The sequence below is a fragment of the Armatimonadota bacterium genome, assembly GCA_016789105.1.
Classification (GTDB): domain Bacteria; phylum Armatimonadota; class Fimbriimonadia; order Fimbriimonadales; family Fimbriimonadaceae; genus UphvI-Ar2.
The window spans coordinates 482,952-508,882 of record JAEURN010000004.1 but is presented as its reverse complement, the minus strand read 5'-3'; the positions used below and the strand labels follow the sequence as shown (position 1 = coordinate 508,882).

The window sequence follows — 25,931 nt, the reverse complement described above, 5'->3', positions numbered from 1 at the left end:
ACCTGCGCGGCATCACGGTACACTCAACGGCCCATGGGGTCCAAGGATTCCAAAAAGAACCAAAAATCGGGCCCAGCGACGATTCAAAACCGTAAAGCCTCTTTTGAATACCATTTTGAAGATACGGTCGAGGCTGGAATCGTCTTGGTGGGTTCGGAGGTCAAAAGTCTTTTCCTGGGCCGCGCCAACCTCACCGACGCCTACTGCCAAGTCAAAGCAGGCGAATTATTCCTCTTCAACCTCGACATCGAGCCCTATGAGTTCAGCGCCGCCTTCCCGCACGAACGGCGGAGGGCGAGGAAGCTGCTGATGCACCGGAACGAGATCGACCAACTTCAGCGAAAGTCAGAACAGAAGGGGCTTGCCCTCGTCCCCTACAAAATCTATTTCAAAGATGGCAAAGCCAAGGTTGCCGTTGCCCTTGCCCGGGGCAAAAAAACCTACGACAAGCGCGAATCGATCAAGGAACGCGACGAAAAGCGGGATCTGGAACGCAACGGGTGAAAACTACGGCCCGTCGGGCCACGCCCCCCGGCGGCCGATCCACGTCCCGGTAAAGCTGCGCACGGCCGGGCCGGTCATTGTGGCGAGGTTGCCCTCAAAGTCGATTTGCAAATCCCCGCCAGGCAAATGGATCAAAACCGAATCGCCACACCACCCATGCCCCCTTGCCGCAGCGGCACTGGCGCAGGCACCGGTTCCGCATGCCAGAGTGATCCCAGCCCCCCGTTCCCAAGTGGACTGCCGGAGGGTGCCATCTGGCTCCAGGCTGACAAAATGAACATTGGTTCGGTTTGGGAAAGCCGAATGGTTTTCCAAACGGCGACCCCACTCTTCCAATTTGACATCTTGATGGCTGGGGCAGAACACCACCAAGTGAGGGTTGCCGACATCTACGCCACAGGAGTCGAACCGGTGCCCATCCAACTCTATTTCAACAGGGCCGGGCAGAATTTGCACCACGCCCATCTCCACGGCGACCTGGTCTCCGCGAACTTGACACCGCAAGGAACCGGCTCTGGTTTCCACTCGATAGTCCCCGGCTGATTCCCGACCTTGATGGTGCCACATGGCAAAACACCGCAACCCGTTGCCACACATTTCGGCTTCGCTACCATCCGGGTTGTACATGGCCATCCGCGCATCCGCGTCAACTGGCGGCAATGCAACAAGGAGCCCATCGGCACCGATGCCGAAGGTGCGTTGGCAGACGGCCCGCGCAAGCTCCGGCAGGTCGCCCTCGGCAATCCCGTCTGGTAAACCGTCGATCAGCACGAAATCGTTGCCGATCCCGTGCCACTTCTCAAATTGAAGACTCAATCCTCGCTCTTGGCCGGAACTCCGTTTTCGTCCTCTTTTTGGCCGACTTGCTTGCTGGGGACCACGCTGGTGATCGCGTGCTTGTACACCAATTGGGTCGGCTTACCGGGGGAATCGAGCAAGACGGTGAAGGCATCAAAACCCCTCACATTCCCGCGAAGCTGCACGCCCCCCATCAAATAAATCGTCACCTGGATGCCTTCTTTGCGCACCTGGTTCAAGAACATGTCTTGCAAATTGATCGCTTTGCCCATTTCCGTTATCCATCCCGTTTTGCGGCGGACGTCCAAATTGACGCCGCAACCGCTTTCAAAGACCTGACTGAACCAGGTTCAACGGCCAAAGTGCGCAGGCGGGGCTCTTTCCTAAACCAAGTGCGCTGCCGCTTGGCGTATTGAACCGTCAAGGTCAGGATCTCTTCTTTCGCCTCGTCCAAAGTCGTTGCCTTGGACAAGTAACGAATCCAACTGTGATACCCGATTGCCCGCATCGCCGGGGCATTTTGTGCAATTCCCTTCCCCTGGAGCATTTTGACCTCTTCGATCCAACCCCGGTCGATCATCGCATCCAGCCGCGAGGCAAGCAGGGCCCGGTGTCCGGCCGGTTCAACCTCCAGGCTGAACTTTGATAGGTTGAATGGCGGGAGATCTACTTTGACCGGCTCCGTCGGGCAGTAAATCCGTTCCAAGGCGCGGCGCACCCGAACCGGGTTGGCCAAATCCACTTTGGTGTCCGGATCCAGCCGCGTTAACTCTTCGGCCAGGGCTCCCAGCCCGGATTCCCGCTCCCTTTGCATCAGCTCCGCCCGGACGGCCGAATCTGGCGGGCCGGCAAGATCGGCATATCCTTCGAACAAGGCCCGGATGTAGAGGCCGGTGCCCCCCGCCACCACGACAGGGATGCGACCCTCCCAAGCTTTGGCCAGGATCGGCCCGCACCGCTGCAAAAATTCCCCAACCCCGAACTGCTCCGGTGGCTCGCAAATGTCGATCAATTCATATCTTGAACGGTCATTGGGCTTGTTCGTGCCAATGTCGAACCCCCGGTAGACCTGAAAGGCGTCGGCGGAAACCAGGACCGCACCCAACTTGGCCGCCACCATTTCGGCGACATCGGACTTGCCAGACCCGGTTGGGCCCATGACGGCGATAAGGGGGGGAGCCTGATCCACGGCAGACGTTTACCCAATCCTGGCAATTCGTCCAGGAAGGTTCGCCAGAGATTTCCAAAGATAAAAAAGTAAGAAGCCGGGACAACCGGCGGGTTTTGGCAATGAACAAGTTCGCGTACCCCACCTTGGCGGCAATCGCCATTTGCGCCCTTGTGCCAGCCCATGCCGAAAATGCCCGCAGGCCCTACGATTTGGTTCAGCCAAAATTGCGCGAATTCATCCAGACCGCCGGTCAAGCCATGGCCGGGGGCGATTATGACAAAGCCATTGCCTATGCCGACCTCGTTCTTGTTCAGAACGAGATCCGCTACACCGTTGACTATTCCCAGGTTCTGGATTCACAGGCCGAATCTGCCAAAGCGGCCATTCATGACGCCGTGGCGATCTGGAACAAGGCCCTGGATCAGGAAGTCCGATTTGTCGAGGTCGAACCGGGCCAAGCCAACGTGCGGATTCGGTTTGAGACGGGCGTCCGGTCGGTTGGCGGCGAGGTCGCCGGCTATGCGGTTTGGCAACGCCAGGTCAACGATTGGGGCAACGGGCGATACAGCCTCACGCTCAGCGGTGATATTAAAGTCCGTACAAAGGCCCCCAGCGGCCGGGATATGGATCAATCTGCCTTGACTCACGCCGCAGCCCACGAACTCGGACACCTCCTTGGGCTGTGGGACAGCCCCAACTTGGGGGATGTCATGGGGCCGCTCTACCTAAAGCAACCGGCGACCTCCGCCAGCCAATTAGAGGCCGCAGCCCTCCGCGGGGCCCGGAATGAAGCCCGCTCCATCGCCCAAGCCAGCCTCCTTTCCAAAAACGGCAACTGACCCCGCTCAGGTACAACCGTTCCGTTGAAAAAGCTCCTACCCTGGCTCGCCGCGGGTGCGGGTGCCCTTGCCTATGGGGCTGCGGTGGAAGCCAACCGCCTCAAATGCGAGAGCCGGCAGATTGAACTTCCCCGCTGGCCAAGCGGGTTGGCCGGCTTCCGCATCGGGTTTTTCGCCGATCTCCACATCCGCGACCGGCAGACCGTCCACTTGACCCGCCAAGCTCTTGAATGGCTCAAAGATCAAAACCCTGATCTCCTCGTTATTGGTGGAGACCTTGTGGATCGGAACATCCCGCACTACCGCGACCTCTTGCGAGCCGCCTTGCACGACCTGCATTTTTTTGCCGGAAAGTCGGTGGCCATTGCCGGCAACCGCGACCACGACCGGGGGGATGTCGAGCTCGTGCGGCAGGTCGTCGAATCTTTCGATTGCCGGTTCCTCGTCAACGAGGTTTGGTCTTACCAAGGCCTGCAACTGGTCGGGATCGACAGTGCCAATGCGGGTTCACCACAACCATTTGCGACCCTGATGAAGACCGATCCGGCAAAGCCGATGGTCGTTTTGTGGCATGAACCGGATATGGTGGACGTCTTGCCCGTTGGGCCAGAACTCATGTTGAGCGGCCATTCCCACGGCGGTCAGTTTGGAACGCCCTGGGGTTGGACGCCGATGAAGACCCGCAACGGGCGCAACTATGTCCGAGGGTTCTACCCCCATGCCCCCACGCCGCTTTATGTCACGCGGGGGCTGGGGACGACGTTCTTTCCGAGCCGGTTGTTTTGCGCGCCCGAAGTCGCCTTGCTGACTCTGGCTTAGTCTTCTTGCAAGAACGGGTAGCGGTAGTCGGTCGGGGTCACAAACGTCTCTTTGATCGTCCGCGCACTCAACCACCGATACAGGTTGAGCGCAGACCCAGCCTTGTCGTTGGTGCCGCTTGCCCTTGCGCCGCCGAACGGCTGTTGCCCGACCACGGCCCCGGTGGGTTTGTCGTTGATGTAGAAGTTGCCGGCCGCGTGCCGGAGCTTTTCAACCGCCATTTCCACCGCGGCCCGGTCTCGGGCAAAAACCGCGCCCGTCAACGCATAGGGACTCGTCGAATCGATGAGCTCCAACGTCTCTTCATACCGGTCTTCGTCGTAGATGTAGACCGTCAGCACCGGGCCAAAGATCTCCTCGCACATCGTTCTGTACTTGGGATCGTTGGCTTCGATGACGGTCGGTTCGATGAAATAGCCCTTGCTCTTGTCGTACCCTCCGCCGACCCAAAACCCTTGGCCATCGGCTTTGGCCTGGTCGATGTAGGCCGCGATGGAATCAAAAGACTTTTCGTCGATGACTGCGTTGATGAAGTTGGAGAAATCATCGACCGGCCCCATTTTGAAGGACTTGACCCCTTCGACCAGGAGGGCTTTCACTTCGGCCGCCAAGTTGCGGGGGATGTAGGCCCGGCTGGCCGCCGAGCATTTTTGACCCTGGTATTCAAATGCCCCGCGCAGGAGGCCGGTGGCCACTTGGACGGCATCGGCCGATTTGTGCGCGACCACAAAGTCTTTGCCACCGGTTTCGCCAACGATTCTGGGATAGGACTTGTAGTTTCCGATCCGCTCCCCGATTGTCTTCCAGAAATAGTTGAATGTTCCCGTTGAACCGGTGAAGTGCACCCCGGCAAAATCAGGATGGCTGGTGCAAGCCTCGCCCACCTCTGGCCCGCTGGCGTAAACCAAGTTGATGACGCCATCGGGCAACCCGGCTTCTTGCAGGATTTGCATGAACATGTGCGCGGAATAGATTTGGGTATTGGCCGGCTTCCAAACAACGACATTGCCGCACATGGCCGCCGAAGTGGGGAGGTTCCCACTGATCGCCGTGAAGTTGAACGGTGTGACGGCCAGGACGAACCCTTCGAGCCCGCGATACTCCATCCGGTTGTGGACCCCTGGGCTGCTGTTGGGCTGCTGCCGGTAGATCTGGTCGAGGAAGTGGACGTTGAACCGGAGGAAATCGATGATTTCACAGGCGGCATCGATTTCGGCTTGGAACGCGTTCTTGCTTTGGCACAGCATCGTCGTCGCGTTCATGTAGGGGCGGTACTTGGTGGCAATAAGGTCGGCTGCCTTCAAGAAAATCGCAGCCCTCGTTTCCCAATCCATGGCCGCCCACGCCTTGCGGGCCGCAAGGGCGGATGCAATGGCCTGTTCCACGTGCTCGCGGGTTCCGTAATGGTAATGGCCCAAGAGGTGCCCGAGTTCGTGGGGGGGGCGCATTTCGCGCCGGTCGCCGGTTCGAACATCTTGGCCCCCAATCACCATCGGCAGGTCGGAAGTCTTTGCCTTGAGTTCGGCCAAAACCTCTTTCAATCGGCGGCGCTCCGCACTGCCTGGCGCATAATTCAGCACCGGCTCGTTTGCCGGCATTGGGTAGCAGAAATTCCCAACCTTCATACTCCTCAGTCTACCGACCACCCTGCGAGAGCCCAAGCCGACGCCCAGCCCTATGCCCCGAACCTGCCCTGAAAAAACCCGTCTCAACGCGGCCGCTTTAGCCGCATTGGAACTCTTTGGTATCGAAGTCTCAGCCTGCAAACTCATCCATTACGGGTTCAATGCAACTTTCCGGGTCGAAGATGCAAATGGCCAACTTTTCGCCTTGAAACTCATCACCGACTCCCCCCGGACTATTGACGACTTGAGGGCAGAATTGGCGTGGTGCGACTCCCAATCCAAAGCCGGCATCCCCGTTTGTCGGCCATTTTCTACCGAGCCAGTCCGCGTTGCCGGCGCAGGGCCGCAAGGGACTTTGGCAATTTGCAACCACTGGATCCAGGGGCGGAAACTCCCCGCTAACCTCACTACCGGGCCATTGCAATCCGTGTGTGGCCTTTTGCAGAGGATCTCCGGCCACCCGCTCCCGCCCGGTTTCCGGCTGCCCGAATACCGATCGGTGTTTGCCGGCTTGGAATGCCGGTTGGAAGGCCCCGTCTTCAGCGAGGCGTCGGCAGAATGCCAAGAGGCGCTGGACACCCTGTGGCGCAACCAGCCCCCCTCCGCCCTGCACTTCGACCTCCACAACCGGAACGTCCTCCGCTTCCGGCGCCAGCTGATCGCCTTCGACTTCGAATACTCGCACACCGCCCCGCCGGCGATCGAGGTGGCCAACACGGTGTTCTACTACATGACCAAAACGCCCCGGTGCGATGTGGAAGCCATTGTTCGGCAAACATTTTCATTTGAGCCAGTCCAGATTTCGCTCACAGAAAGACAGTTCCAGTCCCTCATCTTGGCCCGAAAGCTGTTCTTTGCCAACGACCTCTTTTTTGTTGCCAACCCAGAGCTCGACGAGATCAAAGAGCGCTATGCCACCCGCGCCCGGATTCAGGCCGAGATGTTCCTTTCCACGGGCGCCTATTCCCCTTAGCCTTGCTATTCCGCGAGCCGGAATCGGCTGCATATCCCGTAAATTTGCCAGTTCCGAACACATGGCAAACATCCCTGGCAAAAAATCAGTTATGATTATTTCAACAGGGTTTGCTGAAACGGTTCAGTAAACGTCTGATTTTTCACAGAGGACAAAATTCAATGACGAAAACAAGCGTTTTGGCACTGGCCTTCGGCCTGGCCTGCATCACGCCGGGAATCGCCGGCGCAAACCTCTTGCTCAATGGCGACCTCGACGTCACCTATCAACAAGAGATCGTTCCCAACTTCTTCTTGCCCAAGCCGGCCAACTGGATCAACGATGGCACCCGCTCCTCAACCGGGGCTTACGAAGATGAAATGTCGTCCGAGTCGTGGGCCGGCCCTGCCCCCACCCCCGTGACCACCAACGGCGCCAACTCAGATGACTGGGGGGTTTTCTTCAAACCCTTCAGCGGCACGTCGACAAACCTTGCCACCGGCCACCTATACCAAGATGTGGCGGCAACGGCAGGCACGGTTTACACCATGACCGGATGGGCCGGCGGCGAAGCCAACGCCCTGATGCAAGATGCCGTGTTCGCCATGGAATTCCATGATGCGGCCGGCGGGCTCCTTTCCCAAGTGTCACTCTCCTTGCTGCCGACCCTGGTGACCGCCAATGGCCAAGCGTTCCAATACAAGCTGTACTCCTTGACGGGCACGGCTCCGACCGGCACCAACTTCGTCCGGGTGCGCGCTTCCATGATCAACGCCCAATCAAACCCGTTGGGTGGCGGCCAAGCGTTTGTTGTCGATGACTTCACCTTGGATGCGGTTCCGGAACCCGGCACCATGGCTCTCTTGGGCCTCGCCGGTTTGGCCGCCCTCAAGCGCCGCAAAAAGTAAAGCTTAGTCAAAAAGCAAGGGTCATAATCCCGCACGGATGCGGAAACACCGGCCCGGCTCCGAAAGGAGTCGGGCCTTTTCCATGGGTCTTGCCCGAGCGGTTTGTGCCAAAATGGCCACGGTATGCAATCTGCCCGATCCTGAGTTGGGGCCGCGGAATCCAATCTGGAGCCAAGGTTCCCCTAAAAATGTGTTAGCAACCCTCTCCGAGAGGCCGCCTGGGTGCTTCGTTGCGCCTTCATTCACAGGATCCATTTGTCAAGCAGAAAACAACTCAACCAGCCGTTCCGGTGCGCGCATTGCCGTGCCATGGTTTTCCCCGAAGGGGCCGGTTCGCGTCACCGCAACCATTGCCCCAACTGTCTCCATTCGCTTCATCTCGATTCCCGGCCCGGCGACCGCTCGTCGAACTGCGGGGCCGAAATGGAGCCCATCGCCATTTGGTCTCGGAAGGGTGGCGAGTGGGCTGTCATTCACCGGTGCACCCAATGCGGGGCTCTTAGCAGCAACCGTGTCGCTGCCGACGACAACCCGTTCGTGCTGTTGCAATTGGCGGCCCGGCCGTTGGTGCAGCCGCCCTTCCCCATCGACCGGGTCGGCATTTGAATCCATGCCATAGCCCAACATAAACGCGGCCGCCCCAGGGCGTGAAACCCTGGGGCGACCGCTCAATCTGATAGCAGACTAGCAGGCGAAGGCCATGTACCGTTCCCGGCCTTCCAAAACGCCCTGAAGCCGGCTATTCGTCAAAACCGCGGCCTCTTTTTCATTGCGCGTGATGAATGTCACGCGGCTTGCGCCAGCAAAAAGGCAGATCTCCCGGGCTTCTTCCATTGTTTGGGCCACGGGTTCATCCATGAAACTGGTTGTCGAGTAATCGACGGTCACATCGAAATGGCTGTCCTTCCGCTCGGCCAGGATATCGCGGAGTTCATCGATGAACACCCTTGCTTCGTTCAAAGTCACGTGGCCGCCAAAGCTCGCTTCGACTTTCCGCTCATTCTTGTTCCAGGTCAGTAAGTACATAGGTCAGGTTCCATTCGATCCCCAAACCAGCCTTCCGCAACGCGTTGGAGCCGGTGGGGCACAGTTTGTTTATTCACTTTGGCGGCCCAGAATTTCCTCACAGGATTAACAGGGTCTTGCGGAACCGGCAGGGATACCGGCCCGCAAAAACAACATGCCCCCGGGTTATTGGATCCCGGGGGCATTGGATAGAGAAGCGTTTGCTCTCAGCTTGCTTCTTTGATCTGCTCGGCCGTCATCAAGATCGGCTGTTTCTTGTCCGTTAGGACTCCCGGGGGAATCACCACGCGCTTGATATCCGATTTGCTCGGGACTTCGAACATCGCTTCCAGCATGATTTGCTCGATGATGGCGCGCAGGGCACGGGCACCCGTCTTGCGTTTCAAGGCCTCTTGGGCGATTTCCTTGAGCGCTTCGCTGGCAACTTGCAGTTCAACACCATCCAGTTCGAACAACTGGGCGTATTGCTTCATGATCGCGTTCTTCGGTCCGGTCAGAATCTCGACCAGGGCCTCTTCGTCCAATTGGTCAAGGGCCGTGATGACCGGCAATCGGCCGATGAATTCCGGGATGAGCCCGAACTTCATCAGGTCTTCCGGATTGGCCTCGCGCAGAATGTCTTTCTTGCGTTCCTGTTTGCTTTGCGGTTCGCTCCGGAAACCAATCACGTTTTCCTTCATGCGGCGTTGGACGATCTCCTCGAGACCGTCGAACGCTCCCCCGCAAATAAACAAGATGTTGCTTGTGTCGATCTGCAGGTAATCCTGTTGCGGGTGCTTGCGGCCGCCTTGGGGCGGCACGTTGGCCAGCGTCCCCTCCAAAATCTTGAGGAGGGCTTGCTGAACCCCTTCCCCGCTCACATCCCGCGTGATCGAGGGGTTGTCGCCTTTTCGGCTCACTTTGTCGATCTCATCGACGTAGATGATCCCGCGCTCACAAAGGGATTTGGGGTCTCGGCCATCCATGCTTTCGGCGGTTTGCCACAGCTTGAGCAAGATGTTCTCAACATCTTCGCCCACGTATCCGGCTTCCGTGAGGGCGGTGGCGTCTGCAATCGCAAAGGGGACTTCAAGCATCCGCGCCAGCGTCTGCGCCAGCAGGGTTTTGCCGCTCCCGGTGGGCCCAATCATCAAAATGTTGCTCTTGCTCAGCTCAACATCAGAATCTGTGCCCCGGTTGCCGATCCGCTTGTAGTGGTTGTAGACCGCCACGGCGAGGGCGCGCTTGGCGTGCTCTTGGCCGATGACATAACCGTCCAGGAATTCGACAATCTCTTTGGGCTTGGGCAAGTCACTCGACTTGCCCGAAAAACCAGTCGAAGTCGTCAGGTTTGCGGCCGTCGGGGCCAATTCGGGCCGGCGTGACGTGTCGCTGCCCAGGATTTCCTTGCACAGTTCAACGCAGTCGGTGCAAACGGCTCCGTGGAGACCCACGATGAGTTTGGGAACTTGTTCCTTTTTCTTTCCGCAAAGACAGCACCTGTCTCTCCGCTCTTCCGTTTTCGCCATAAGCCTCTTCTATTATCGTTCGCCGGGCTTCAAAACTTTATCGACCAGCCCGTATTCCAGGGCTTCCTCGGCCGACATGAATTTGTCGCGGTCGCAATCTTTGCTCACTTGCTCGACAGACTTGCCGGTGGCTTCAGCCAAGATCCCCATCAAAATCTGCATGTAGCGGTCTGCCTCTTGGATCGCGATCTTCATATCCGTGAGCTGGCCTTGGGCTCCCCCGCTCACTTGGTGGATCATCACCCGGGCGTTATCCAGGCAATACCGTTTGCCCTTTTTCCCGCCGGCCAACAAGACGGCACCCATAGAAGCCGCTTGCCCCACGCAGATGGTCGCCACATCCGGCTTGATCATGTTCATCGTGTCATAGATCGCCAGACCCGCGCTGACACTGCCACCGGGGCTGTGGATGTAAAAGTCGATGTCCTTGTCCGGGTCTTCTTTTTCCAGGAACAGGAACTGGGCGATCAACAAGTTGGCGACATAGTCGTCAACGGGCGTCCCCAAAAAGACGATGCGGTCTTTCAGCAACCGCGACCAAATGTCGTAGCTCCGTTCCCCTCTCGCCGTTTGCTCGATGACAAACGGGACTCCGACGTTCATCTCATTCATTCTCGTCAATCCTTGTACCTTTGTACTGTTGTCGGGCCTGGTCGGTCATCCTTGCAGGCTAGTTTTCTTGACTACTTCTTTGTTTTCTTCGTTTCGCTGGCGGGCTTTTTGGCGGCTTTCGGCTTTGCCGGCTTTTCGGCCGGAGACCCGGATTCGGAGATCTCGGCATGTTCGATCAGGTAATCCGTGACTTTGCTCGTCATCGCCCGGAAGATCACTTCTTCACGGATTTGGGCACCAAACTCCTTGGTGAACGATTCCGTGTTTTCCGGGGCCACATTGTTTTCGGCCAAGACTTGCCGGAAAAATCCGTTCAGGTCATCCTGGCTGATGGTCATCCCATTGTCTTGGAAGATCTTTTGGATCACGACTGCCCGGTGCACGTTAAGCTTGGCATCGGCCCGCAACTGCTCCAAGAACTCTTCTTCCGTCAGGTTGTTGGCCTTAAAGTGCTGTTCGTAGTCCATCCCCCGGTTCTGGAGTTCGGCCCCCAGCTCCCGGATCCGGCGATCCACAACGCTTTCCCAGGTGTTCTCGGCGACATGGACAGTGCTCTTTTCAAGCAATGTATCCAGGAGCTGATCCCGGACCATGTCCCGCACCGCATTGTCTTTGACCCTTTGAATGCCTTCCCGGACGCGTTCTCGCAAGGCCTCCACGTTGTCGATGTTGTAGCCTTTGGCGAATTCGTCGTTGAGTTCCGGGAGCTGGAACGATGTGACCGATTTGACGGCGATTTTCGTCTTCAGCTTCTTGCCTTTCCAAGCTTCGTGTTGGAAGTTGTCAGGAAAACTGAGCGTTTCAGACTTGACGTCGTCTCCGGCCATGCCCTGCAGGGCCTTGTCGAGGTCGGGGAACGTCTGGCCAGCAATGACCATGAAGCTCCTCGGATCGGCGTCGTCAGCGGAAAGGCTCAAAACAACGGCGTCACCATCTTGGATCCCCCGGTCGGAAACTTCGCGCTTCGTCCCTTGGCCGCGCCGCAACTCCTCGATCTGGTAATCGACCTCTTCCTCGCTGACCGTGACGGCGGGGCGTTGCGCCTGCAACCCTTTGGTGTCGGCCAATTCCACAACCGGGGCCAAGGGGATTTTGATTGTGAATTGGAGCGTCGGGTCAGCCGTCTTCCCGTCTTCGGTGGTTTCACCTCCCCGGTAAAACTGTTGCAAGTCGACGCTGGGCACGCCTTCCGGTTTCAAATCGAATTGCTTCGCCGCTTGCTCATACGCTTTGCGGATGATCATGTCCGCGGCATTTTCGTAAAGGGCCTGCGGGTTTACGGCCTCCTCGACCATCTTCCGGGGGGCTTTGCCGGGACGGAATCCGGGGACCTTGACTTGTTTCCCGAGTTCACGGAGGGCCCGGTCGAAGCCAGCGGAAATCTGTTCAGCGGTACAGGAGATGGCGAGGCGCACCGTCGCCGGGTTGATGTCTTCTCGAGTGACCTGCATTTCGGAAAGGCCGGTTGTGCTCATGCTTGAATGCCGCATGGTACCTGGCTGATCCGGTTTCTGCCGGGGCCATGCGCTGCTTCAGTAGGCAGGTTTGAATCCGAACGGGTCGACCTCGTCAAACCCGATTTCCGCTTCGAACTTGGCCGTACGGTCGAACATGCGCCTTACGGCCTCCTCCACGTGGGAAAAGTCCAGTCCGGGGAAAATCGCCGTCTCCCGCAAGTTGCCATCCGCATCCGGAACCAATCGGGTTTTGCGGATTCCGTCCTCCAGAAGTTTTTTGCTGGCCATCCCCAAATTATTGAGGGCGACCTGAATCACGTCTTTGGCGTGTTCCCGAGGGCCGTAGATCCCCGCCTTGTGCACAATCGAACTGAACTCGTCGTAATTTGGGATGATCTTGCCCGCCGGCATCGAAAAATACTTGATGACGTCGTGCATCGCTTCCAGCGCCTGGGCCGGGTAGTAGTAAAGGAACAGTCGCGCCCCTTCAAGGAAAAAGTTGTAGTGCGCGGCTTCGTCGATCGCGATCAGCCGGCATGCCTGAACCAAAACGGGGTCGGCCGAATCTTTGTAGGCCTCCAGCTTGCTCTGGCCCTTGGCAATCACGCCCATGTTGAGATAGTTGATCTGGGTTGCCCGCTCTTGGAACACCGTATAGAAAATCATACGCATCGGGTCGCCTTCCCACGGCAACCGCCATTGGTTCCCGCGGAGTTCACCCATATAGTTGCGCAGCCATTCCGGGCTTCTGAACCGGCTGAACAGACAGGCGTTGTGCCACAAATCGGCGTGTTTAGCCTCTTCGCTTCCCCAGCGGATCTGAAAATGGCTGCGCCCATGGCTTCGCCGAATCAAGTTGACCATGTCTTCCACATAGTCGGGGACATATTGCTCAACGGCAAAAAACCCTTCCAAAATCCGGTTGACCTCATAGCTGTGGTCGCGCCGGATGTTCTTCCACAGCACGTCGCGGTCGGGCGACCAGTTGCGCAACGCCTGGCTCCGGTCCACATACCAGCGGTAAAGGGCCAAAAAACCCCGTTCGATCAAACGATCCTTTTCTTCACGGCTCAACAGCCCGACCGGGATCCGGGGCCGATCCGATTCCAGTTCTTCTACAATTGATTTGTCGTAATTCAGCATCGGGCTTCCGTTGGGCGGTTCTGCAAGTGTACCTGTGGGCTCTCTACGCCACAAAGCGCGGGAGTGCGTCAAAATGCCCTCCCTTTTGGTTAGGGACGGTACCAGCCAACCGCCTGGATCGTTCAAAATACAGACTGGTGGAATTGCTATGAGCTTGGCCCTCGCCGTTATCGCAATCACGCTCACCTGCAACGAAACGGCGGAGCAAGAAGCCATGGCGGCGATGGTGGGGTTTGCAAGCCGGAACCTGGGCAAAAAAGTCGGAGATGGCCAATGCGCCGACCTCCCGGCCGAAGGGCTGACCTCAACTAATTCCAAACCTTTCGGGACTTGGCCGGATTACCCTGACGAAGGCGACTATGTTTGGGGGCGCCGCACGGCCACCCTGACCGCTGAATCGCACGCCGGCCAACTCAAACCAGGCGAGGTTCTGCAATTCCGGGACGTCGTCATCGTCACAAAGGCCGGCAACGCAAAATTCACCTTCCGCGCTGTTCACCACACGGCCGTGGTCGAAAGTTATGAGCCCAGTTCCGGGCTAGTCAAAATCTTGGAGCAGAATTCGCAGGGCCGCGCCTACGTCACCCGGGGAACCATCGACCTGAATGGATTGCAAGCCGGCACGATTTGGGTTTACCGGCCGCAACCCAAGTCCGCGTCAAGCCGCTGACCGCATCTTGTGGGGCAGGTGTTGGATCGATAGTTCGACTTCTTCTGGGCGGGCCATGACCGTTGCCCGCTCCATGGTGTTTTCCAGTTCCCGAACATTGCCCGGCCACTCGTAGCGGTGAAGAAGTTCCAAAGCCTCCGTGCTAACGGTGGCCAAACCGCGGCCGTTTTCGGCCGAGTACTTGGCCAAAAAGTGCTCGCACAACGCCCGGATGTCCTCCTTGCGGTCGCGGAGTGGCGGGAGATGCACTTCCACCACCTGCAACCGGTAAAGCAGATCAAGCCGGAACGTGCCGTCATCCACTGCTTCCTGGAGGTCGCGGTTCGTAGCCGTCACAAGCCGAACATCCACCCGTGTCGGTTTGGTCGAACCCAACCGCTCGAATTCCCGCTCTTGGAGCACCCGCAACAGCTTGATTTGGATGGGCATGGGGATGTCCCCCACCTCATCCAAGAACAACGTTCCCGTGTCCGCCAATTCGAACCGGCCCGCCTTGGCTGAGTCGGCCCCCGTGAAGGCCCCCTTTTCATGCCCGAACAGTTCGGATTCAAGCAGCGTTTCGGGCAGGGCCGCGCAACTGATGGCGACAAAGGGGTTGGCGCTCCGGCCAGAGAGCGAATGGATCATGCGGGCCACAACCTCTTTTCCGGTACCGCTTTCACCTGTCACCAAAACCGTGGCGCGGCTGTCGGCCACTTGCGCGACCATGTCCATAATCTCGCGCATGGCCGGCGATTCGGCGATGAACGTACGCTGCACGCCGCCGCTTTCCTTCTTCCGCACGCGACCACCCGGCTTTTTGGCGCCGGGTTCACAACCGTCCAAGGCCAGCTGGATCGTCTTTTTCACCGAATCGAGATCGAACGGTTTGGTCACGAACTCAAAGGCGCCGCTCCGGATCGCTTCCACGGCCTGGGGGATCGTGCCATACGCCGTCATGATAACCACCGGGATGTCGGGATACCGTTCGGCGACTTCCTTTTGGATCTCATAGCCGCTCATGCCCGGCATCGTCACATCGGTCAAAACACAATCGATCTGTTCCCTCGCCAAGATGCGCAAAGCCTCTTCGCCCGATTCGGCCGTCATGGCCAGCCAGCCGTTTTTGTCGAACGACGCTTGCAAAATCCGGCGGATGTTCAACTCGTCGTCTACGATCAGGACGCGGTGCTTCTTGCTCATACTGTCTCTCGGTTTAGTTGGACGGTCAATGTCGTGCCCTCGCCGAGTGCCGATTCAACACCCAATTCCCCTCCATGGGCGTCCACTATTTTCTTGCAATTACACAACCCCAGCCCCGTTCCATTCGGCTTGGTTGTGAAGAACGGCGAAAACAGCTTCTCTATCACGTCTTGTTCCATCCCTGGACCCCAATCCCGTACCAAAAGGACACCCGGTTCGGCCTTAATGAGGACTTTGCCGCCGGCAGGAGTCACCTCGATGGCGTTCCGAACAAGGTTGTGGACAACCTGCCCGATCCGCCGGACATCGATTGATATCGGCAAATCCGGGCCGATCTGCACAAATTCCAACGAAACCCCGGTTTCTCCGGCAAGGGGGGCAAGCACGTTGACGATTTGGCCCGCCAACTCGCCAACCCGGTGAGGGGCCAAATTCAGCTGAAGAGGCCGGGCAAATTCCAGGAATTCGTCGCAAAGGTCGTTCAACCTCAACGATTCCTCCTCGATTAACGGGATGAAGTCCGGCACCATTTCAGGGTGCTGCCGGATCATTTGGGCCGCACTGCGGATCCCGGTCAACGGGTTACGAATCTCGTGAGCGATGGCCGCCGTCATTTGGCCGATCTCCGCGAGGCGCTTGACGCGCGCAAGCTCACGCTGTTGGCTTTCGTGGGCGGTCACTTCTTGGGATGAGACCACGGCCCCACCGCTTTCCAGCGCCGCGGTCCGGACAAGCCAGGCGCGGCCCGATTGCGGATCGAACAACCTCACCGGTTCGGGAGCCGGCCCTGCAAATGCCTCGGCGGCAAAGCGGGCCAAAGAGCTCGCTACCAAATCGGTCGGGTCAGACATGCACGTTAGGGCTTGCAAGTTCTGGTTGACCACGCTCCCATCCGGTGCCAAAACCCAAACCGCTGAACCGACGGAATCCAAAACGGCGACCAACTGCTCGTTGGCCCGCACAATGGCGTCCCGGCTATCCCGTAATGAGGCCACAGAGGCGGCATTGCCGACGGCGAGCGCCACATGGGCCGCCAAAGCGACCGCCTGATCCAGATCCTGATCCCGGAACGGTTGCTCACCGGATTGCCGGCTGATATTTAACACCCCAATGACCCGGCGTCCGGTATCCGCGAGCGGGATGACCATCGAACTGGCAACCCGCGAATCTCCGGCAACCCCGGCCAAATCGGGGTAAATCTGCGGGTCGTCGATCAAACGGGCGACGCGGCTGGAAGCAACAATTCCCGCAATCCCAACTCCGGGTTCGATGACCGCGCCGACCGGGAGCCGGCTCAGATCCCCCGACTTGGCCATCAACCGGAAGCAACCATTGCCGTCATCCAAGAAAATCGACCCGCCACTGGCACGAAACCAGCTGACGCATTTGGCTAAAGTCACTGCCAGGTATTTTCCGATATCCGTCTCTGAAACCGGCCCGAGGTCGAAAAGATCCCACAGGTCGGCCTGAGACCAACGAGGTTGCGCCGCCACCGACTAGATTTTCGGCGGATCGCAGCCACTTCGCCAGCCGATTCAACCGCCTTGCAAAGAAGGTGTCCAAGCCGGATCTGGCTGGTGAGAGTAGATCATCACCCGGGTGAAGAAGTAGCCAAGGGCGTCGCCAAGCTCTTCTTCCCCGATTTCGGGGCTGTTTCCGGCCACAAGCGGCCCAACCGGGCTCACAACCAGCCACTTGGAAAACATTTTCAGGGTCTCCCGTGTCTTGGGATCCGCGTTGAACTTGTCCACAACATCTGGGTAGACGTCGCCGGGCCGGGGTGTCACCCGGAATTTTGGCTTGTACTTGGCAAATAGCTTGGCCAGTTCGGCGACCACCTCATCCCGAGTGACCTTGCCCTCCCCGCCTTGATAGGGGGTCGCCCGGACTCCCAGTTTCTTGCTGGCGGCCGAATCGAGCCCGTTCAAAACCAGCGCAAAATCTGAGCGCAAAGCCGTCTGCGGTTGGGCGGATTGGGGCCGTGGCGGAACGGCTTTGGGAGCCGGCTTTTGCCCTTGTTGGGCGCAAACCGGGCAACCGAGCAGGATTGCGAGCCCAATGGCTGCTACAGCCCGGCTCATATCCGTGTGACTGCCCCCGACCGTTCGATGTCGTCCATGTGTTCAAGCGCGCGGCCGGTGCCAATGGCCACGCAATCCAAAGCGTTGTCCGCCACACGGACGGGGATCTGGGTCATTTTTTCCAAGAGCGTGCTCAGGCCGCGTAACAACGCGCCGCCTCCGGTGAGGACGATGCCGCGCTCGATGACGTCGCTCGAAAGTTCCGGCGGGGTTTCTTCCAGGACTTGGCAAAGCTTTTCTGCGATCGCGCGCACGGGTTCGCTCAGCGCCTCCCGGATTTCAACGCTGCTGACTTCGACAGTCTTGGGGAGCCCGGCTACCATGTCCCGGCCGCGGACTTCCATTTGGAGTTCGGGATCCATGGGGAACGCGCTGCCGATCCTGATTTTGAGTTCCTCGGCCGTGGGTTCGCCGATGCCCAGGTTGTAGACATTGCGGATGTGGCGGATGATCGCCTCGTCCATCTTGTTGCCGCCGACCCGGAGGCTGGCCGACCGGACGATCCCCCCCAGGCTGATGACGGCAATATCGGTTGTCCCTCCTCCGATGTCTACCACCATGTTGCCGCCGGGTTGGGCGATTGGGAGCCCGGCGCCGATCGCGGCCGCCATCGGTTCTTCGATGGTGCTGGCCCGGGAAAACCCAGCGGCCTGGGCGGCCTTGAGCACGGCCCGGCGTTCTACATTGGTCACGCCGCTGGGGACGCAGATTAGGGCCACCGGCTTGACGAACCCCGGGCCGGGAACCGTCTTTTTGCGGATGTATTCCAACATCTTTTCGGTGACGGTGTATTCCGCGATGACACCGTCCCTCATCGGCCGGATGGCGGTGATGTTGCCGGGGGTCCGGCCCAGCATCTCGCGGGCGTCGTTGCCGACGGCCAAGACCCTTTTGGTCTTGCTGTTGATGGCGACAACCGTCGGTTCGTTCAACACGATGCCCTTTCCGCGCCGGAATACCAAAAGATTGGCCGTGCCGAGGTCGATTCCGATTTGTGGGACGAGTCTCAAGATGGTTCTGCCTGGATCATTATGAACTGACCGAGCCAGTCGCCTTCAGCCATTCCCCTTCTGCTAAACGTTCGATCTGGCCGCCCAGTTGCGCGAAGTTTCGTTCGAGGTTCTGGTAGCCGCGGTCGATATAGTGGACATTTTTGATGACGGTCTCGCCTTGGGCAGCAAAGGCCGCCAGGCAAAGGGCGGCACCCGCCCGCAGGTCGCTCGCAACGACGGTCGCCCCCGTCAAATTCTCAACCCCGTCAATCAAGGTCGAACGGCCCTCAACCCGGATGTTCGCCCCCATCCGCCGGAGTTCGTCGACGTGCCCGATTCGGCTTTCATAAATGGTCTCTTCGATCGAACTCGGCCCATCGCAAAGGCACAAGAGGGCGGACATCGGCTGCTGGATATCGGTTGGGAAGCCCGGGTAGGGCATGGTCTTCACCCGGATCCCCCGGCCCCGGCCTTCGGCCCAAACCCGCACCCAGTCGTTCCCTTCTTCTGAATTGAAACCAGCTTCGCGCAGCTTGTTCACCAAAGCCGTCTGCTCTTCGGGCAAAATCCCCCGGCAGGTCACGTCCCCGCCAGTGATGGCCCCCGCCAGCAGATAGGTGCCGGCTTGCATGCGGTCGGCCGGAATGCGGAACCGGCAACTTTCAAGCCGATCGACACCTGCGATAGTGATCGTGCTCGTCCCTGCTCCCTCGATCTTTGCCCCGGCGGCGGTGAGGAATGTGGCCAAACTCACCACTTCGGGTTCCACGGAAGCGTTTTGGATCACGGTGTTCCCTGGCACCAAGGTCGCCGTTGCCAACAGGTGTTGGGTGGCCCCGGCGCTTGGGGCGTCCAGGTAGATTTCGCACCCATCTACACCTTCGACTTCGGAGACATAAGTGCCAGCCACCGTTTCGATTTGGACGCCCAGCGCCCGCAGGCCCTTGAGATGGAAATCGACGGGGCGGGCCCCGATTTTGCAACCACCCGGCATGGGGAGTTGCACTTTGCCAAGCCGCATCGTCAGCGGTCCCAACATGTAAAAGCCAGTTCGGATCTTGCGGACTTCTTCTTCGGGGAGCTCGGCCTGCTTCAACCCGGCCGTATCGAGGGTCAGTCGGTCACCTTCGAAGACCGATTCCACCCCCAGTTGATTGAGGAGCGCCAACTTGATGCGAATGTCGCTGATATCTGGCACATTCGTCAGCTCAACCCGGCCATCGACCAACGGCACCGAGGCCAAAATCGCCAAGGCGGCATTTTTGCTGCCCGCCACATCGACATTGCCCTTCAATGGGCTGCCACCGACAATCCGCAATACGTTCATTTCCCCGTTTCCACCATCCATGGTCTTTTCCGAAGCAGCCGGATTCGCACCGGCTCAACCTGTCCATTCTACCGGACGAGGCCGGCCCGCCAGTTTTTTTCAGGTCAAGTGGAGGATTCGTTGCCAAGTCTGTTAAGACAATAAAAATTCGAGCGGCAAATCTTATCCGCCGTCCGTATGAAAAGCAGAGACATGCAACTCTGCGGCAGCTATCTGGTACGCCACTGTGGGTGCCCACCCATATGCTTCGACACCCTGATACGCCCGGCCGTCGGAGACCATCCGGCCCGCGCTTGTCCCAACAGGCGCGGGCTTTTTTGTACGCCAAGCGCAATCAACCAGGTGATGTGACCCATGCCGAAACACGAAGTCTTGCTACTCAACGCCAACTACGAGCCGCTCAACGTTTGCAACCTCCGAAGGGCCGTCACGCTCATCATCCTGGGCAAGGCCGAAGTCATCGAAGACACCGGGGCCGCCTACCTCACTTCATGCGGCGAACACACGACGCCGTCCGTTGTCCGCATGCGCTACCAAGTCCGCCGACCCATCCCCCGGTTGCGCCTTTCGCGGCACAGCATCCTCGCCCGCGACAAATACGAGTGCCAGTATTGCGGCTCCACCCGCGACCTCACCCTGGATCACGTCATCCCCCGGTGGGTGGGTGGGCCCCACACCTGGGACAACCTGGTGGCTTGCTGCCGCCGGTGCAACCTCAAAAAGGGAGACAAAACCCCGCAGCAGGCCAACATGAAGCTCAAAAAAGTCCCTAAACAGCCGCACTACGTGCCTTATCTCAGCTTACAAAAATACATGTCCGCCATCGAAAGGGACGACTGGGCTTTCTATCTTCCCGTCTTCAAAGAGTTCGGGCAAAAGGCCGTCAACTAACATTCGGCAAGCGCCAGCCGAAACAAGTGGGGGGCGGTTCCAAACCGCCCCCCAATACTGCTCTTGATCCCGGTTCACTTATCAGCCGTGCCGACCTTGACGCGATCTTTCACCGCGGCCTGGGCGGCGGCCAAGCGCGCGATCGGCACGCGGAATGGGGAGCAACTCACGTAATCCAGGCCGATGGCGTGGCAGAAATGAACCGATTCCGGGTCTCCCCCGTGCTCGCCGCAAATCCCGCACTTCAAGCCGGGCCGGACTCCGCGGCCCTCTTCCACAGAGAGCTTCATCAGGCGGCCAACCCCGGTCTGGTCAATCGACTCAAACGGATTGGTCGGCAAGATCTTTTGCTCAACATACCGTTGCAAAAACTTTCCTTCCGCATCGTCCCGGCTGTAGCCAAAAGTCATTTGCGTCAGGTCGTTGGTGCCAAAGCTGAAAAACTGGGCGTATTCGGCGATCTCGCCGCTGGTCAGAGCGGCCCGTGGGATTTCGATCATCGTGCCGAACATGTATGGGATGTCGACCCCTTGCTCGGCCACGATCTTCTTCGCCTCGGTCTCCAAGAGCCCTTGCACAACTCGCAATTCGTTGACGGTGGAAACAAGCGGGATCATGATCTCTGGGAACACTTTCACACCTCGTTTGGCAACCGTTGCCGCCGCTTGCAAAATCGCCCGCGTTTGCATCACCACCATCCCGGGGAGGATGATGGACAGTCGCACACCGCGCAGACCCATCATTGGGTTGGCCTCGCTCATCGCCTCCACTTCGTGAAGCAGCTTCTGCTTTTCTTCCAACTTCAGCTTGAGCTCGGAATTGGTCATCGATCGGTAGCCGAGGTCGCAGACTTCGTGGATCAGCTGATCCTTGCTCGGGAGGAATTCGTGCAAGGGCGGGTCGATCAAGCGGATGGTCACCGGCTTGCCGTCCATCGCTTCAAAAATCCCCTCAAAGTCGCCCTGCTGAACCACTTGCAATTTGTCCAACATGTCTTGCCGGATGGCTGGATCCTTGGTCAGGATGAGCTCCTGGACCAAGGGGAGCCGGTCGGCTTCAAAGAACATGTGTTCGGTCCGGCACAACCCGATCCCTTCGGCCCCGAATTCGATCGCTTGTTGGGCGTCGCGCGGGTTGTCGGCGTTGGTTCGCACCTTGAGGGTGCGGAATTCGTCCGCCCAGGCCATCAGCTCTCCAAATGACCCGCTGACTTCGGGGGCGATGAGCGGGAGCTCGCCCAGATAGACCTTTCCGCTCGACCCATCCATCGTGACCGTCTCTCCCTCCTTGACCGTGTGGCCGCCAACGGAGAAAAAATGCGCCTTCTCGTCGATGTGCAACTCCTCGGCCCCGGCAACACAAGGAATCCCGAACCCACGGGCCACAACGGCGGCGTGGCTGGTTTTTCCGCCGCGCGCGGTCAAAACGCCTTGTGACGCCAGCATGCCGTGGACGTCGTCGGGGTTGGTTTCTTCGCGGACGAGCAGCACTTTTTGACCAGCCCCGCCGTGAACCCCAAGTTCGGCGGCCTTATCGGCGGTGAAAACCACTTTGCCGACGGCAGCCCCCGGCGAAGCCGGCAGCCCTTTTGCCAATTCGGTCGCATTTTCCAGGGCCGAAGGATCGATTCGCGGGTGGAGCAACTGGTCCAAGTGGGAACCGGTGACCCGCTGGATCGCCTCTTCGCGGGTGATCAGCCCTTCGTGAACCATTTCAACCGCAATCCGGACGGCCGCCGGGCCGGTTCGCTTCCCATTGCGGCACTGGAGCATGAACAACTTGCCATGCTCGATGGTGAATTCCAGATCCTGCATGTCCTTGTAGTGCTTTTCCAAGATCGCGCAGGTGTCGGTGAAGTGCTTGAACACTTCCGGGTTTTGCCTTTCCAGCTCGCTGATGGGCACCGGGGTGCGGACGCCGGCCACGACGTCTTCGCCTTGAGCATTCATCAAATATTCGCCGAATAGCTCGTTTTCGCCCGTGCTCGGGTCGCGGGTGAAGGCAACCCCCGTCCCGCAATCCTCGCCGGCATTGCCATAAACCATCGATTGGATGTTGACGGCGGTGCCAATCTCGTCGGGGATCTTTTCTGTCCGGCGGTAAACAATGGCCCGGTCGTTGTTCCAGCTTGCAAAAACTGCCTCGATCCCGGCCATGAGCTGATCCCACGGGTCGCTCGGGAACTCTTTGCCCGTTTCGGCCTTGACATAGGCCAAAAATTCATCGCAAACCTCTTTCAGTTGGTCCGCCGTCAAGTCGAGGTCGCCCTTAGCCCCCACCTTTTTCTTGTATGCCGAAAAAATCTCGTTATCAAAGTGGTGTTTGCTCAGCCCGAACGCGACGTCGCTGAGCATCATGATGAGCCGGCGATAACTGTCGTAGACAAAGCGGGGGTTGCCGGTTTCCGCGATCATCGCCTGGACGGTCGTCTCATTCAAACCCAGATTCAAAACCGTGTCCATCATCCCCGGCATGGAGAATTTGGAGCCAGAACGGACAGAAACCAGCAACGGCTTGCTGGATCCGCCGAAAGTCCGACCCATTTGGGATTCGACATCCCTAACCGCGCTTTCCAATTCGCCTTTGAGGGCGGCGGGCAACTGGCGACCGTTGGCGTAATATTCGCCGCAAACCTCGGTGGTGATGGTGAATCCCGGGGGGACCGGTAGGCCGATATTGGTCATTTCGGCGAGGTTGGCGCCTTTGCCGCCAAGCAGGTCGCGCATCGATTGGTTCCCTTCTCGGAACAGATAAACTCGCTTGTCGCTCATGGGTGGTTCCTGTTTGTAAACTGGAATGCCCACCCGCCCTGGCGCCGCTGACAAAACGGTGGGGATTGCGCCCCGAGTATATCCACGGGCCGTTTTCAGGTTCAGGACGCCAAAACAGAACCCCAACCCGCAAAAATACTAGCCTTTACCCTGATTGTTGCCGGGAAAGTCAACTTTCGCCGGATTTTTCTGTCAGACTCCTAATGAAGAGATTGCACTGGTTCGTCTGGAACCGGCTCTCCTAATCTTGCGAAAGAGAGAAAACAAAAAATGAAAAGAGTCCTCCTCCTCGCCCTCGCGGCAGTCAGCGCGAGCGCGTTTGCATCATTTACCGAAGAGTTTGAAGACATCACCACCCTCCCGGGTAGCGGATGGGTTCAATCCAACCAATCCACCCCCCTCGGCACCACCAACTGGTTCCAGGGCAACACTACGGTCTTCAACGCTTTCTCGGGCGCTCCGGCCGGCTACATTGGCACCAACTTCAACAACACGACCGGTGCCAACACTATTAGCAACTGGCTCGTCACGCCGACCGTCACGCTCGACAACGGCGCGACCTTCTCGTTCTACACCCGAACCGTCAGCAGCCCGGCGTTCCCGGACCGGCTCCAAGTCCGCATGAGCACCAACGGTGCCAGCAGCAACACGGGCGTTCTCCCCACCGACCTCGGTGACTTCACCACCTTGTTGCTCGACATCAACCCGACCTACACCACGGCAGGCTATCCCAATAACTGGACCCAATTCACGGTCAACATTAGCGGGCTCGGCTCGGCAACCACCGGCCGCTTGGCCTTCCGCTACTTCGTCGAAAATGGCGGCCCCTCCGGCGCCAACTCCGACTACATCGGAATCGACAAAGCCTCCTACACCGACGCGGTGCCCGAACCGGCAACCATGGCCATCCTCGGCCTGGGCGCTGCTGCGGCTCTGCGCCGCAAGCGCAAGTAATTGCGTTAAGGGATCAATTGGAGAAGCCCGCAGCTTAGGCTGCGGGCTTCTCTGCTTCTTCTGGAGGCCGCATCGGCGCCGTGCCTTCTGCCCCATTCCAAATCTTTGAAATCGAAGGGACATTTTGGTCGAAATAATCTAGCAATTCCAAATAGAGCCCCACGCAATCGGGATCGAAATGGCTCCCCGAGCCTTCCGCCAAAATGCCGCGGACTTTGTCTTGCGGGTAAGCCTCCCGGTACGGCCGGTTGAAGCTCAGCGCATCCCACACGTCCACAACCGAGAACATCCGGGCCACCAAGGGGATGCTCTCGCCCTTGATCTTGAACGGGTAACCCGTGCCATCAAACTTTTCGTGGTGGTAAACCGGGATCGGCAGGGAGTCCCGGAGGTATTCGACCGGGTAGAGCATCTCGTGGGCGTGTAGCGGATGCTTTTCCATGATGCGTCGCTCCTCGCTGGTCAGCGGGCCCCGTTTCCGCAAGATCGCGTCGGGGATGGCCAGCTTGCCGATATCGTGGAGCAAGGCCCCGCGCCAAATGTGTTGCATGTCGCTTGCCGGGGTTTCAAACGCTCGGGCCAAGTGGACGGTCATCTGGGCAACCCGGACGGAGTGGCCTTCCGTCTCATGGTCCCGCAGGTCTAGCGCCTTCACCCACCCCTGGATCGTCTTGTCGTAAGCCTGCTGCACCGCCATCAGCGACTTTTGGATTTCGTTTCGTTGTTCGGCGAGTTTGCGGAACCGGTTGAGCTTGGACATGCTCCGAACAATGGCCGTGAGCTCCGCATTGCTGTACGGTTTGGTCACCACATGGTCGGCCCCCATTTCGTAGGCCCTGACCCGCATCTCGACATCGGCGACCCCGGTGACCATGACGACGGGCAAGTCCTCAATCAGCTTGTTCCGGCGGACGGTGTCGATCAGCGACCAAGCATCGATCCCGGCATAGGCCACATCGATGATGAGGATGTCGGGCATGTCGGCAATGATGTGTTCGAGCCCCCGGCGGGGATCCGGCTCGGTTGTACAGACAACCTCTTCCAAAACCAAGTGCTCCTCAATCGAGGAATACCCAACGAAGGTATCGTCGATGATCAGGACTTTGCTCTTCTCCATTCCGACAATCCCAACTGCCAACTAAGAGTTTCGGTCACCGATGCCCGAAGCATAAGCCCAAGCAAGGGACTTGAGACGATATTCTGAAATGCGGTCCCATCGGGCTTGGAACTGCCGTCCCAGACCGGACATAATAGAGGGCCGCCTCATTGCGCCGAGGTTTTAGCCATGAAAACCGACACCCATCCCGTCAACCATCCCGTGCTCTTCATCGATGGCGAGCATGAATGGCAAGGCATCTCGACCATGAAGAGCAATGAAACCCGCACGATCGACGGTATCGACCACTACGTGATCAAGGTCGAAATCAGCGCATTCAGCCACCCGTTTTACACAGGACAAAAGAAAATCGTCGACACCGCTGGCCGGGTCGAAAAATTCATGCGCCGCTACGCCAACGTCAAGCGCAAGTAATTTCGCCAAAAACAACGGGACGTTTCAAACCCGGGACGGATCATTCCGCCCCGGGTTTTGCTTTGCCTAGAATGTTCCACCCCAAAACCGCATTTCATTAGTCATTTCGACTCTTGCACTCGCATGAACTAAACGCCGTCTATTTGCAAACAGGGGCAACATTAGCCAAT

26 protein-coding genes are annotated in these 25,931 nt (G+C 58.6%); 10 read left to right on the top strand and 16 right to left on the bottom strand.

What is annotated here, in order from left to right:
- The first annotated feature begins 33 nt into the window (after nt 1-33).
- Nucleotides 34-504, top strand: coding sequence for an SsrA-binding protein SmpB (smpB, locus tag JNM28_05450; GenBank protein ID MBL8067874.1), 471 nt, complete (start codon nt 34-36; stop codon nt 502-504).
- Between the two features lie 3 nt (nt 505-507).
- Here the strand turns inward: smpB and JNM28_05445 are convergent, their stop codons facing one another.
- The 3 genes from JNM28_05445 to miaA are packed head-to-tail and all read right to left on the bottom strand — an operon-like array spanning nt 508 to nt 2,491.
- Nucleotides 508-1,320 carry a diaminopimelate epimerase gene (locus JNM28_05445; GenBank protein ID MBL8067873.1) on the bottom strand — a complete coding sequence of 271 codons (813 nt, stop codon included), beginning with the start codon at nt 1,318-1,320 and terminating at the stop codon, nt 508-510.
- The gene (gene hfq / locus JNM28_05440; protein ID MBL8067872.1) at nt 1,317-1,574 is read right to left on the bottom strand and encodes an RNA chaperone Hfq; all 258 of its coding nucleotides are present in this window, start codon (nt 1,572-1,574) and stop codon (nt 1,317-1,319) included. Before hfq ends, JNM28_05445 begins: the two co-directional genes overlap by 4 nt.
- A gap of 5 nt (nt 1,575-1,579) precedes the next feature.
- Nucleotides 1,580-2,491, bottom strand: a complete 912-nt coding sequence (miaA, locus tag JNM28_05435) for a tRNA (adenosine(37)-N6)-dimethylallyltransferase MiaA (GenBank protein MBL8067871.1) — start codon at nt 2,489-2,491, stop codon at nt 1,580-1,582.
- A 101-nt stretch (nt 2,492-2,592) separates the two neighbouring features.
- On the opposite strand from miaA, the gene JNM28_05430 reads away from it, so the two are divergent.
- Nucleotides 2,593-3,312 carry a matrixin family metalloprotease gene (locus tag JNM28_05430; protein MBL8067870.1) on the top strand — a complete coding sequence of 240 codons (720 nt, stop codon included), beginning with the start codon at nt 2,593-2,595 and terminating at the stop codon, nt 3,310-3,312.
- Between the two features lie 24 nt (nt 3,313-3,336).
- On the top strand, nt 3,337-4,131 hold the full coding sequence (locus JNM28_05425; GenBank protein MBL8067869.1) for a metallophosphoesterase: 795 nt from the start codon (nt 3,337-3,339) through the stop codon (nt 4,129-4,131).
- Here JNM28_05425 and pruA read toward each other — a convergent pair.
- Complete coding sequence (pruA, locus tag JNM28_05420) at nt 4,128-5,756, bottom strand: L-glutamate gamma-semialdehyde dehydrogenase (protein MBL8067868.1); 1,629 nt, start codon at nt 5,754-5,756, stop codon at nt 4,128-4,130. The two genes, JNM28_05425 and pruA, sit on opposite strands and share 4 nt — an antisense overlap.
- A 52-nt stretch (nt 5,757-5,808) precedes the next feature.
- On the opposite strand from pruA, the gene JNM28_05415 reads away from it, so the two are divergent.
- The 3 genes from JNM28_05415 (at nt 5,809) to JNM28_05405 (ending at nt 8,222) form a co-directional block, all read left to right on the top strand.
- Nucleotides 5,809-6,729 (top strand): aminoglycoside phosphotransferase family protein, encoded by a 921-nt coding sequence (locus JNM28_05415; GenBank protein ID MBL8067867.1) that lies wholly within the window; start codon nt 5,809-5,811, stop codon nt 6,727-6,729.
- Nucleotides 6,730-6,890: 161 nt separating this feature from the next.
- Nucleotides 6,891-7,616, top strand: coding sequence for a PEP-CTERM sorting domain-containing protein (locus JNM28_05410; GenBank protein MBL8067866.1), 726 nt, complete (start codon nt 6,891-6,893; stop codon nt 7,614-7,616).
- A 309-nt stretch (nt 7,617-7,925) separates the two neighbouring features.
- The gene (locus JNM28_05405; GenBank protein MBL8067865.1) at nt 7,926-8,222 is read left to right on the top strand and encodes an RNHCP domain-containing protein; all 297 of its coding nucleotides are present in this window, start codon (nt 7,926-7,928) and stop codon (nt 8,220-8,222) included.
- A gap of 78 nt (nt 8,223-8,300) precedes the next feature.
- Here the strand turns inward: JNM28_05405 and JNM28_05400 are convergent, their stop codons facing one another.
- The 5 genes from JNM28_05400 to JNM28_05380 form a co-directional block, all read right to left on the bottom strand.
- The gene (locus JNM28_05400; protein ID MBL8067864.1) at nt 8,301-8,642 is read right to left on the bottom strand and encodes a hypothetical protein; all 342 of its coding nucleotides are present in this window, start codon (nt 8,640-8,642) and stop codon (nt 8,301-8,303) included.
- 206 nt (nt 8,643-8,848) lie between these two features.
- Entirely contained in the window at nt 8,849-10,150 is a 1,302-nt protein-coding gene (gene clpX / locus JNM28_05395; protein MBL8067863.1) for an ATP-dependent Clp protease ATP-binding subunit ClpX, read from the bottom strand.
- 12 nt (nt 10,151-10,162) lie between these two features.
- Nucleotides 10,163-10,762, bottom strand: coding sequence for an ATP-dependent Clp protease proteolytic subunit (locus tag JNM28_05390; GenBank protein MBL8067862.1), 600 nt, complete (start codon nt 10,760-10,762; stop codon nt 10,163-10,165).
- Nucleotides 10,763-10,833: 71 nt separating this feature from the next.
- Nucleotides 10,834-12,237 carry a trigger factor gene (tig, locus tag JNM28_05385; protein MBL8067861.1) on the bottom strand — a complete coding sequence of 468 codons (1,404 nt, stop codon included), beginning with the start codon at nt 12,235-12,237 and terminating at the stop codon, nt 10,834-10,836.
- A 57-nt stretch (nt 12,238-12,294) separates the two neighbouring features.
- Nucleotides 12,295-13,362 (bottom strand): acyl-ACP desaturase, encoded by a 1,068-nt coding sequence (locus JNM28_05380; GenBank protein MBL8067860.1) that lies wholly within the window; start codon nt 13,360-13,362, stop codon nt 12,295-12,297.
- 148 nt (nt 13,363-13,510) lie between these two features.
- On the opposite strand from JNM28_05380, the gene JNM28_05375 reads away from it, so the two are divergent.
- Nucleotides 13,511-14,032 carry a hypothetical protein gene (locus tag JNM28_05375; GenBank protein ID MBL8067859.1) on the top strand — a complete coding sequence of 174 codons (522 nt, stop codon included), beginning with the start codon at nt 13,511-13,513 and terminating at the stop codon, nt 14,030-14,032.
- On the opposite strand, the gene JNM28_05370 is transcribed toward JNM28_05375, so the two are convergent.
- From JNM28_05370 to murA, 5 genes are read right to left on the bottom strand one after another with little or no spacing between them, the layout of a single operon-like run.
- Nucleotides 14,021-15,214 carry a sigma-54-dependent Fis family transcriptional regulator gene (locus tag JNM28_05370; GenBank protein MBL8067858.1) on the bottom strand — a complete coding sequence of 398 codons (1,194 nt, stop codon included), beginning with the start codon at nt 15,212-15,214 and terminating at the stop codon, nt 14,021-14,023. The two genes, JNM28_05375 and JNM28_05370, sit on opposite strands and share 12 nt — an antisense overlap.
- Nucleotides 15,211-16,707: a GAF domain-containing protein gene (locus JNM28_05365; protein MBL8067857.1), complete on the bottom strand. Its 1,497-nt coding sequence runs from the start codon at nt 16,705-16,707 to the stop codon at nt 15,211-15,213. Before JNM28_05365 ends, JNM28_05370 begins: the two co-directional genes overlap by 4 nt.
- Before the next feature lie 42 nt (nt 16,708-16,749).
- Nucleotides 16,750-17,295, bottom strand: a complete 546-nt coding sequence (locus JNM28_05360; protein ID MBL8067856.1) for a hypothetical protein — start codon at nt 17,293-17,295, stop codon at nt 16,750-16,752.
- Entirely contained in the window at nt 17,292-18,308 is a 1,017-nt protein-coding gene (locus tag JNM28_05355; protein MBL8067855.1) for a rod shape-determining protein, read from the bottom strand. Before JNM28_05355 ends, JNM28_05360 begins: the two co-directional genes overlap by 4 nt.
- A 16-nt stretch (nt 18,309-18,324) precedes the next feature.
- The gene (gene murA, locus JNM28_05350) at nt 18,325-19,614 is read right to left on the bottom strand and encodes a UDP-N-acetylglucosamine 1-carboxyvinyltransferase (GenBank protein MBL8067854.1); all 1,290 of its coding nucleotides are present in this window, start codon (nt 19,612-19,614) and stop codon (nt 18,325-18,327) included.
- Nucleotides 19,615-19,968: 354 nt separating this feature from the next.
- On the opposite strand from murA, the gene JNM28_05345 reads away from it, so the two are divergent.
- On the top strand, nt 19,969-20,505 hold the full coding sequence (locus tag JNM28_05345; protein MBL8067853.1) for an HNH endonuclease: 537 nt from the start codon (nt 19,969-19,971) through the stop codon (nt 20,503-20,505).
- 74 nt (nt 20,506-20,579) lie between these two features.
- Here the strand turns inward: JNM28_05345 and JNM28_05340 are convergent, their stop codons facing one another.
- Nucleotides 20,580-23,276 (bottom strand): pyruvate, phosphate dikinase, encoded by a 2,697-nt coding sequence (locus tag JNM28_05340; GenBank protein MBL8067852.1) that lies wholly within the window; start codon nt 23,274-23,276, stop codon nt 20,580-20,582.
- 270 nt (nt 23,277-23,546) lie between these two features.
- On the opposite strand from JNM28_05340, the gene JNM28_05335 reads away from it, so the two are divergent.
- Nucleotides 23,547-24,230, top strand: coding sequence for a choice-of-anchor J domain-containing protein (locus JNM28_05335; protein MBL8067851.1), 684 nt, complete (start codon nt 23,547-23,549; stop codon nt 24,228-24,230).
- Between the two features lie 34 nt (nt 24,231-24,264).
- On the opposite strand, the gene JNM28_05330 is transcribed toward JNM28_05335, so the two are convergent.
- Nucleotides 24,265-25,347, bottom strand: coding sequence for a response regulator (locus tag JNM28_05330; protein MBL8067850.1), 1,083 nt, complete (start codon nt 25,345-25,347; stop codon nt 24,265-24,267).
- Nucleotides 25,348-25,515: 168 nt separating this feature from the next.
- On the opposite strand from JNM28_05330, the gene rpmE reads away from it, so the two are divergent.
- Nucleotides 25,516-25,761: a 50S ribosomal protein L31 gene (gene rpmE, locus JNM28_05325; GenBank protein MBL8067849.1), complete on the top strand. Its 246-nt coding sequence runs from the start codon at nt 25,516-25,518 to the stop codon at nt 25,759-25,761.
- Nucleotides 25,762-25,931 lie beyond the last annotated feature (170 nt).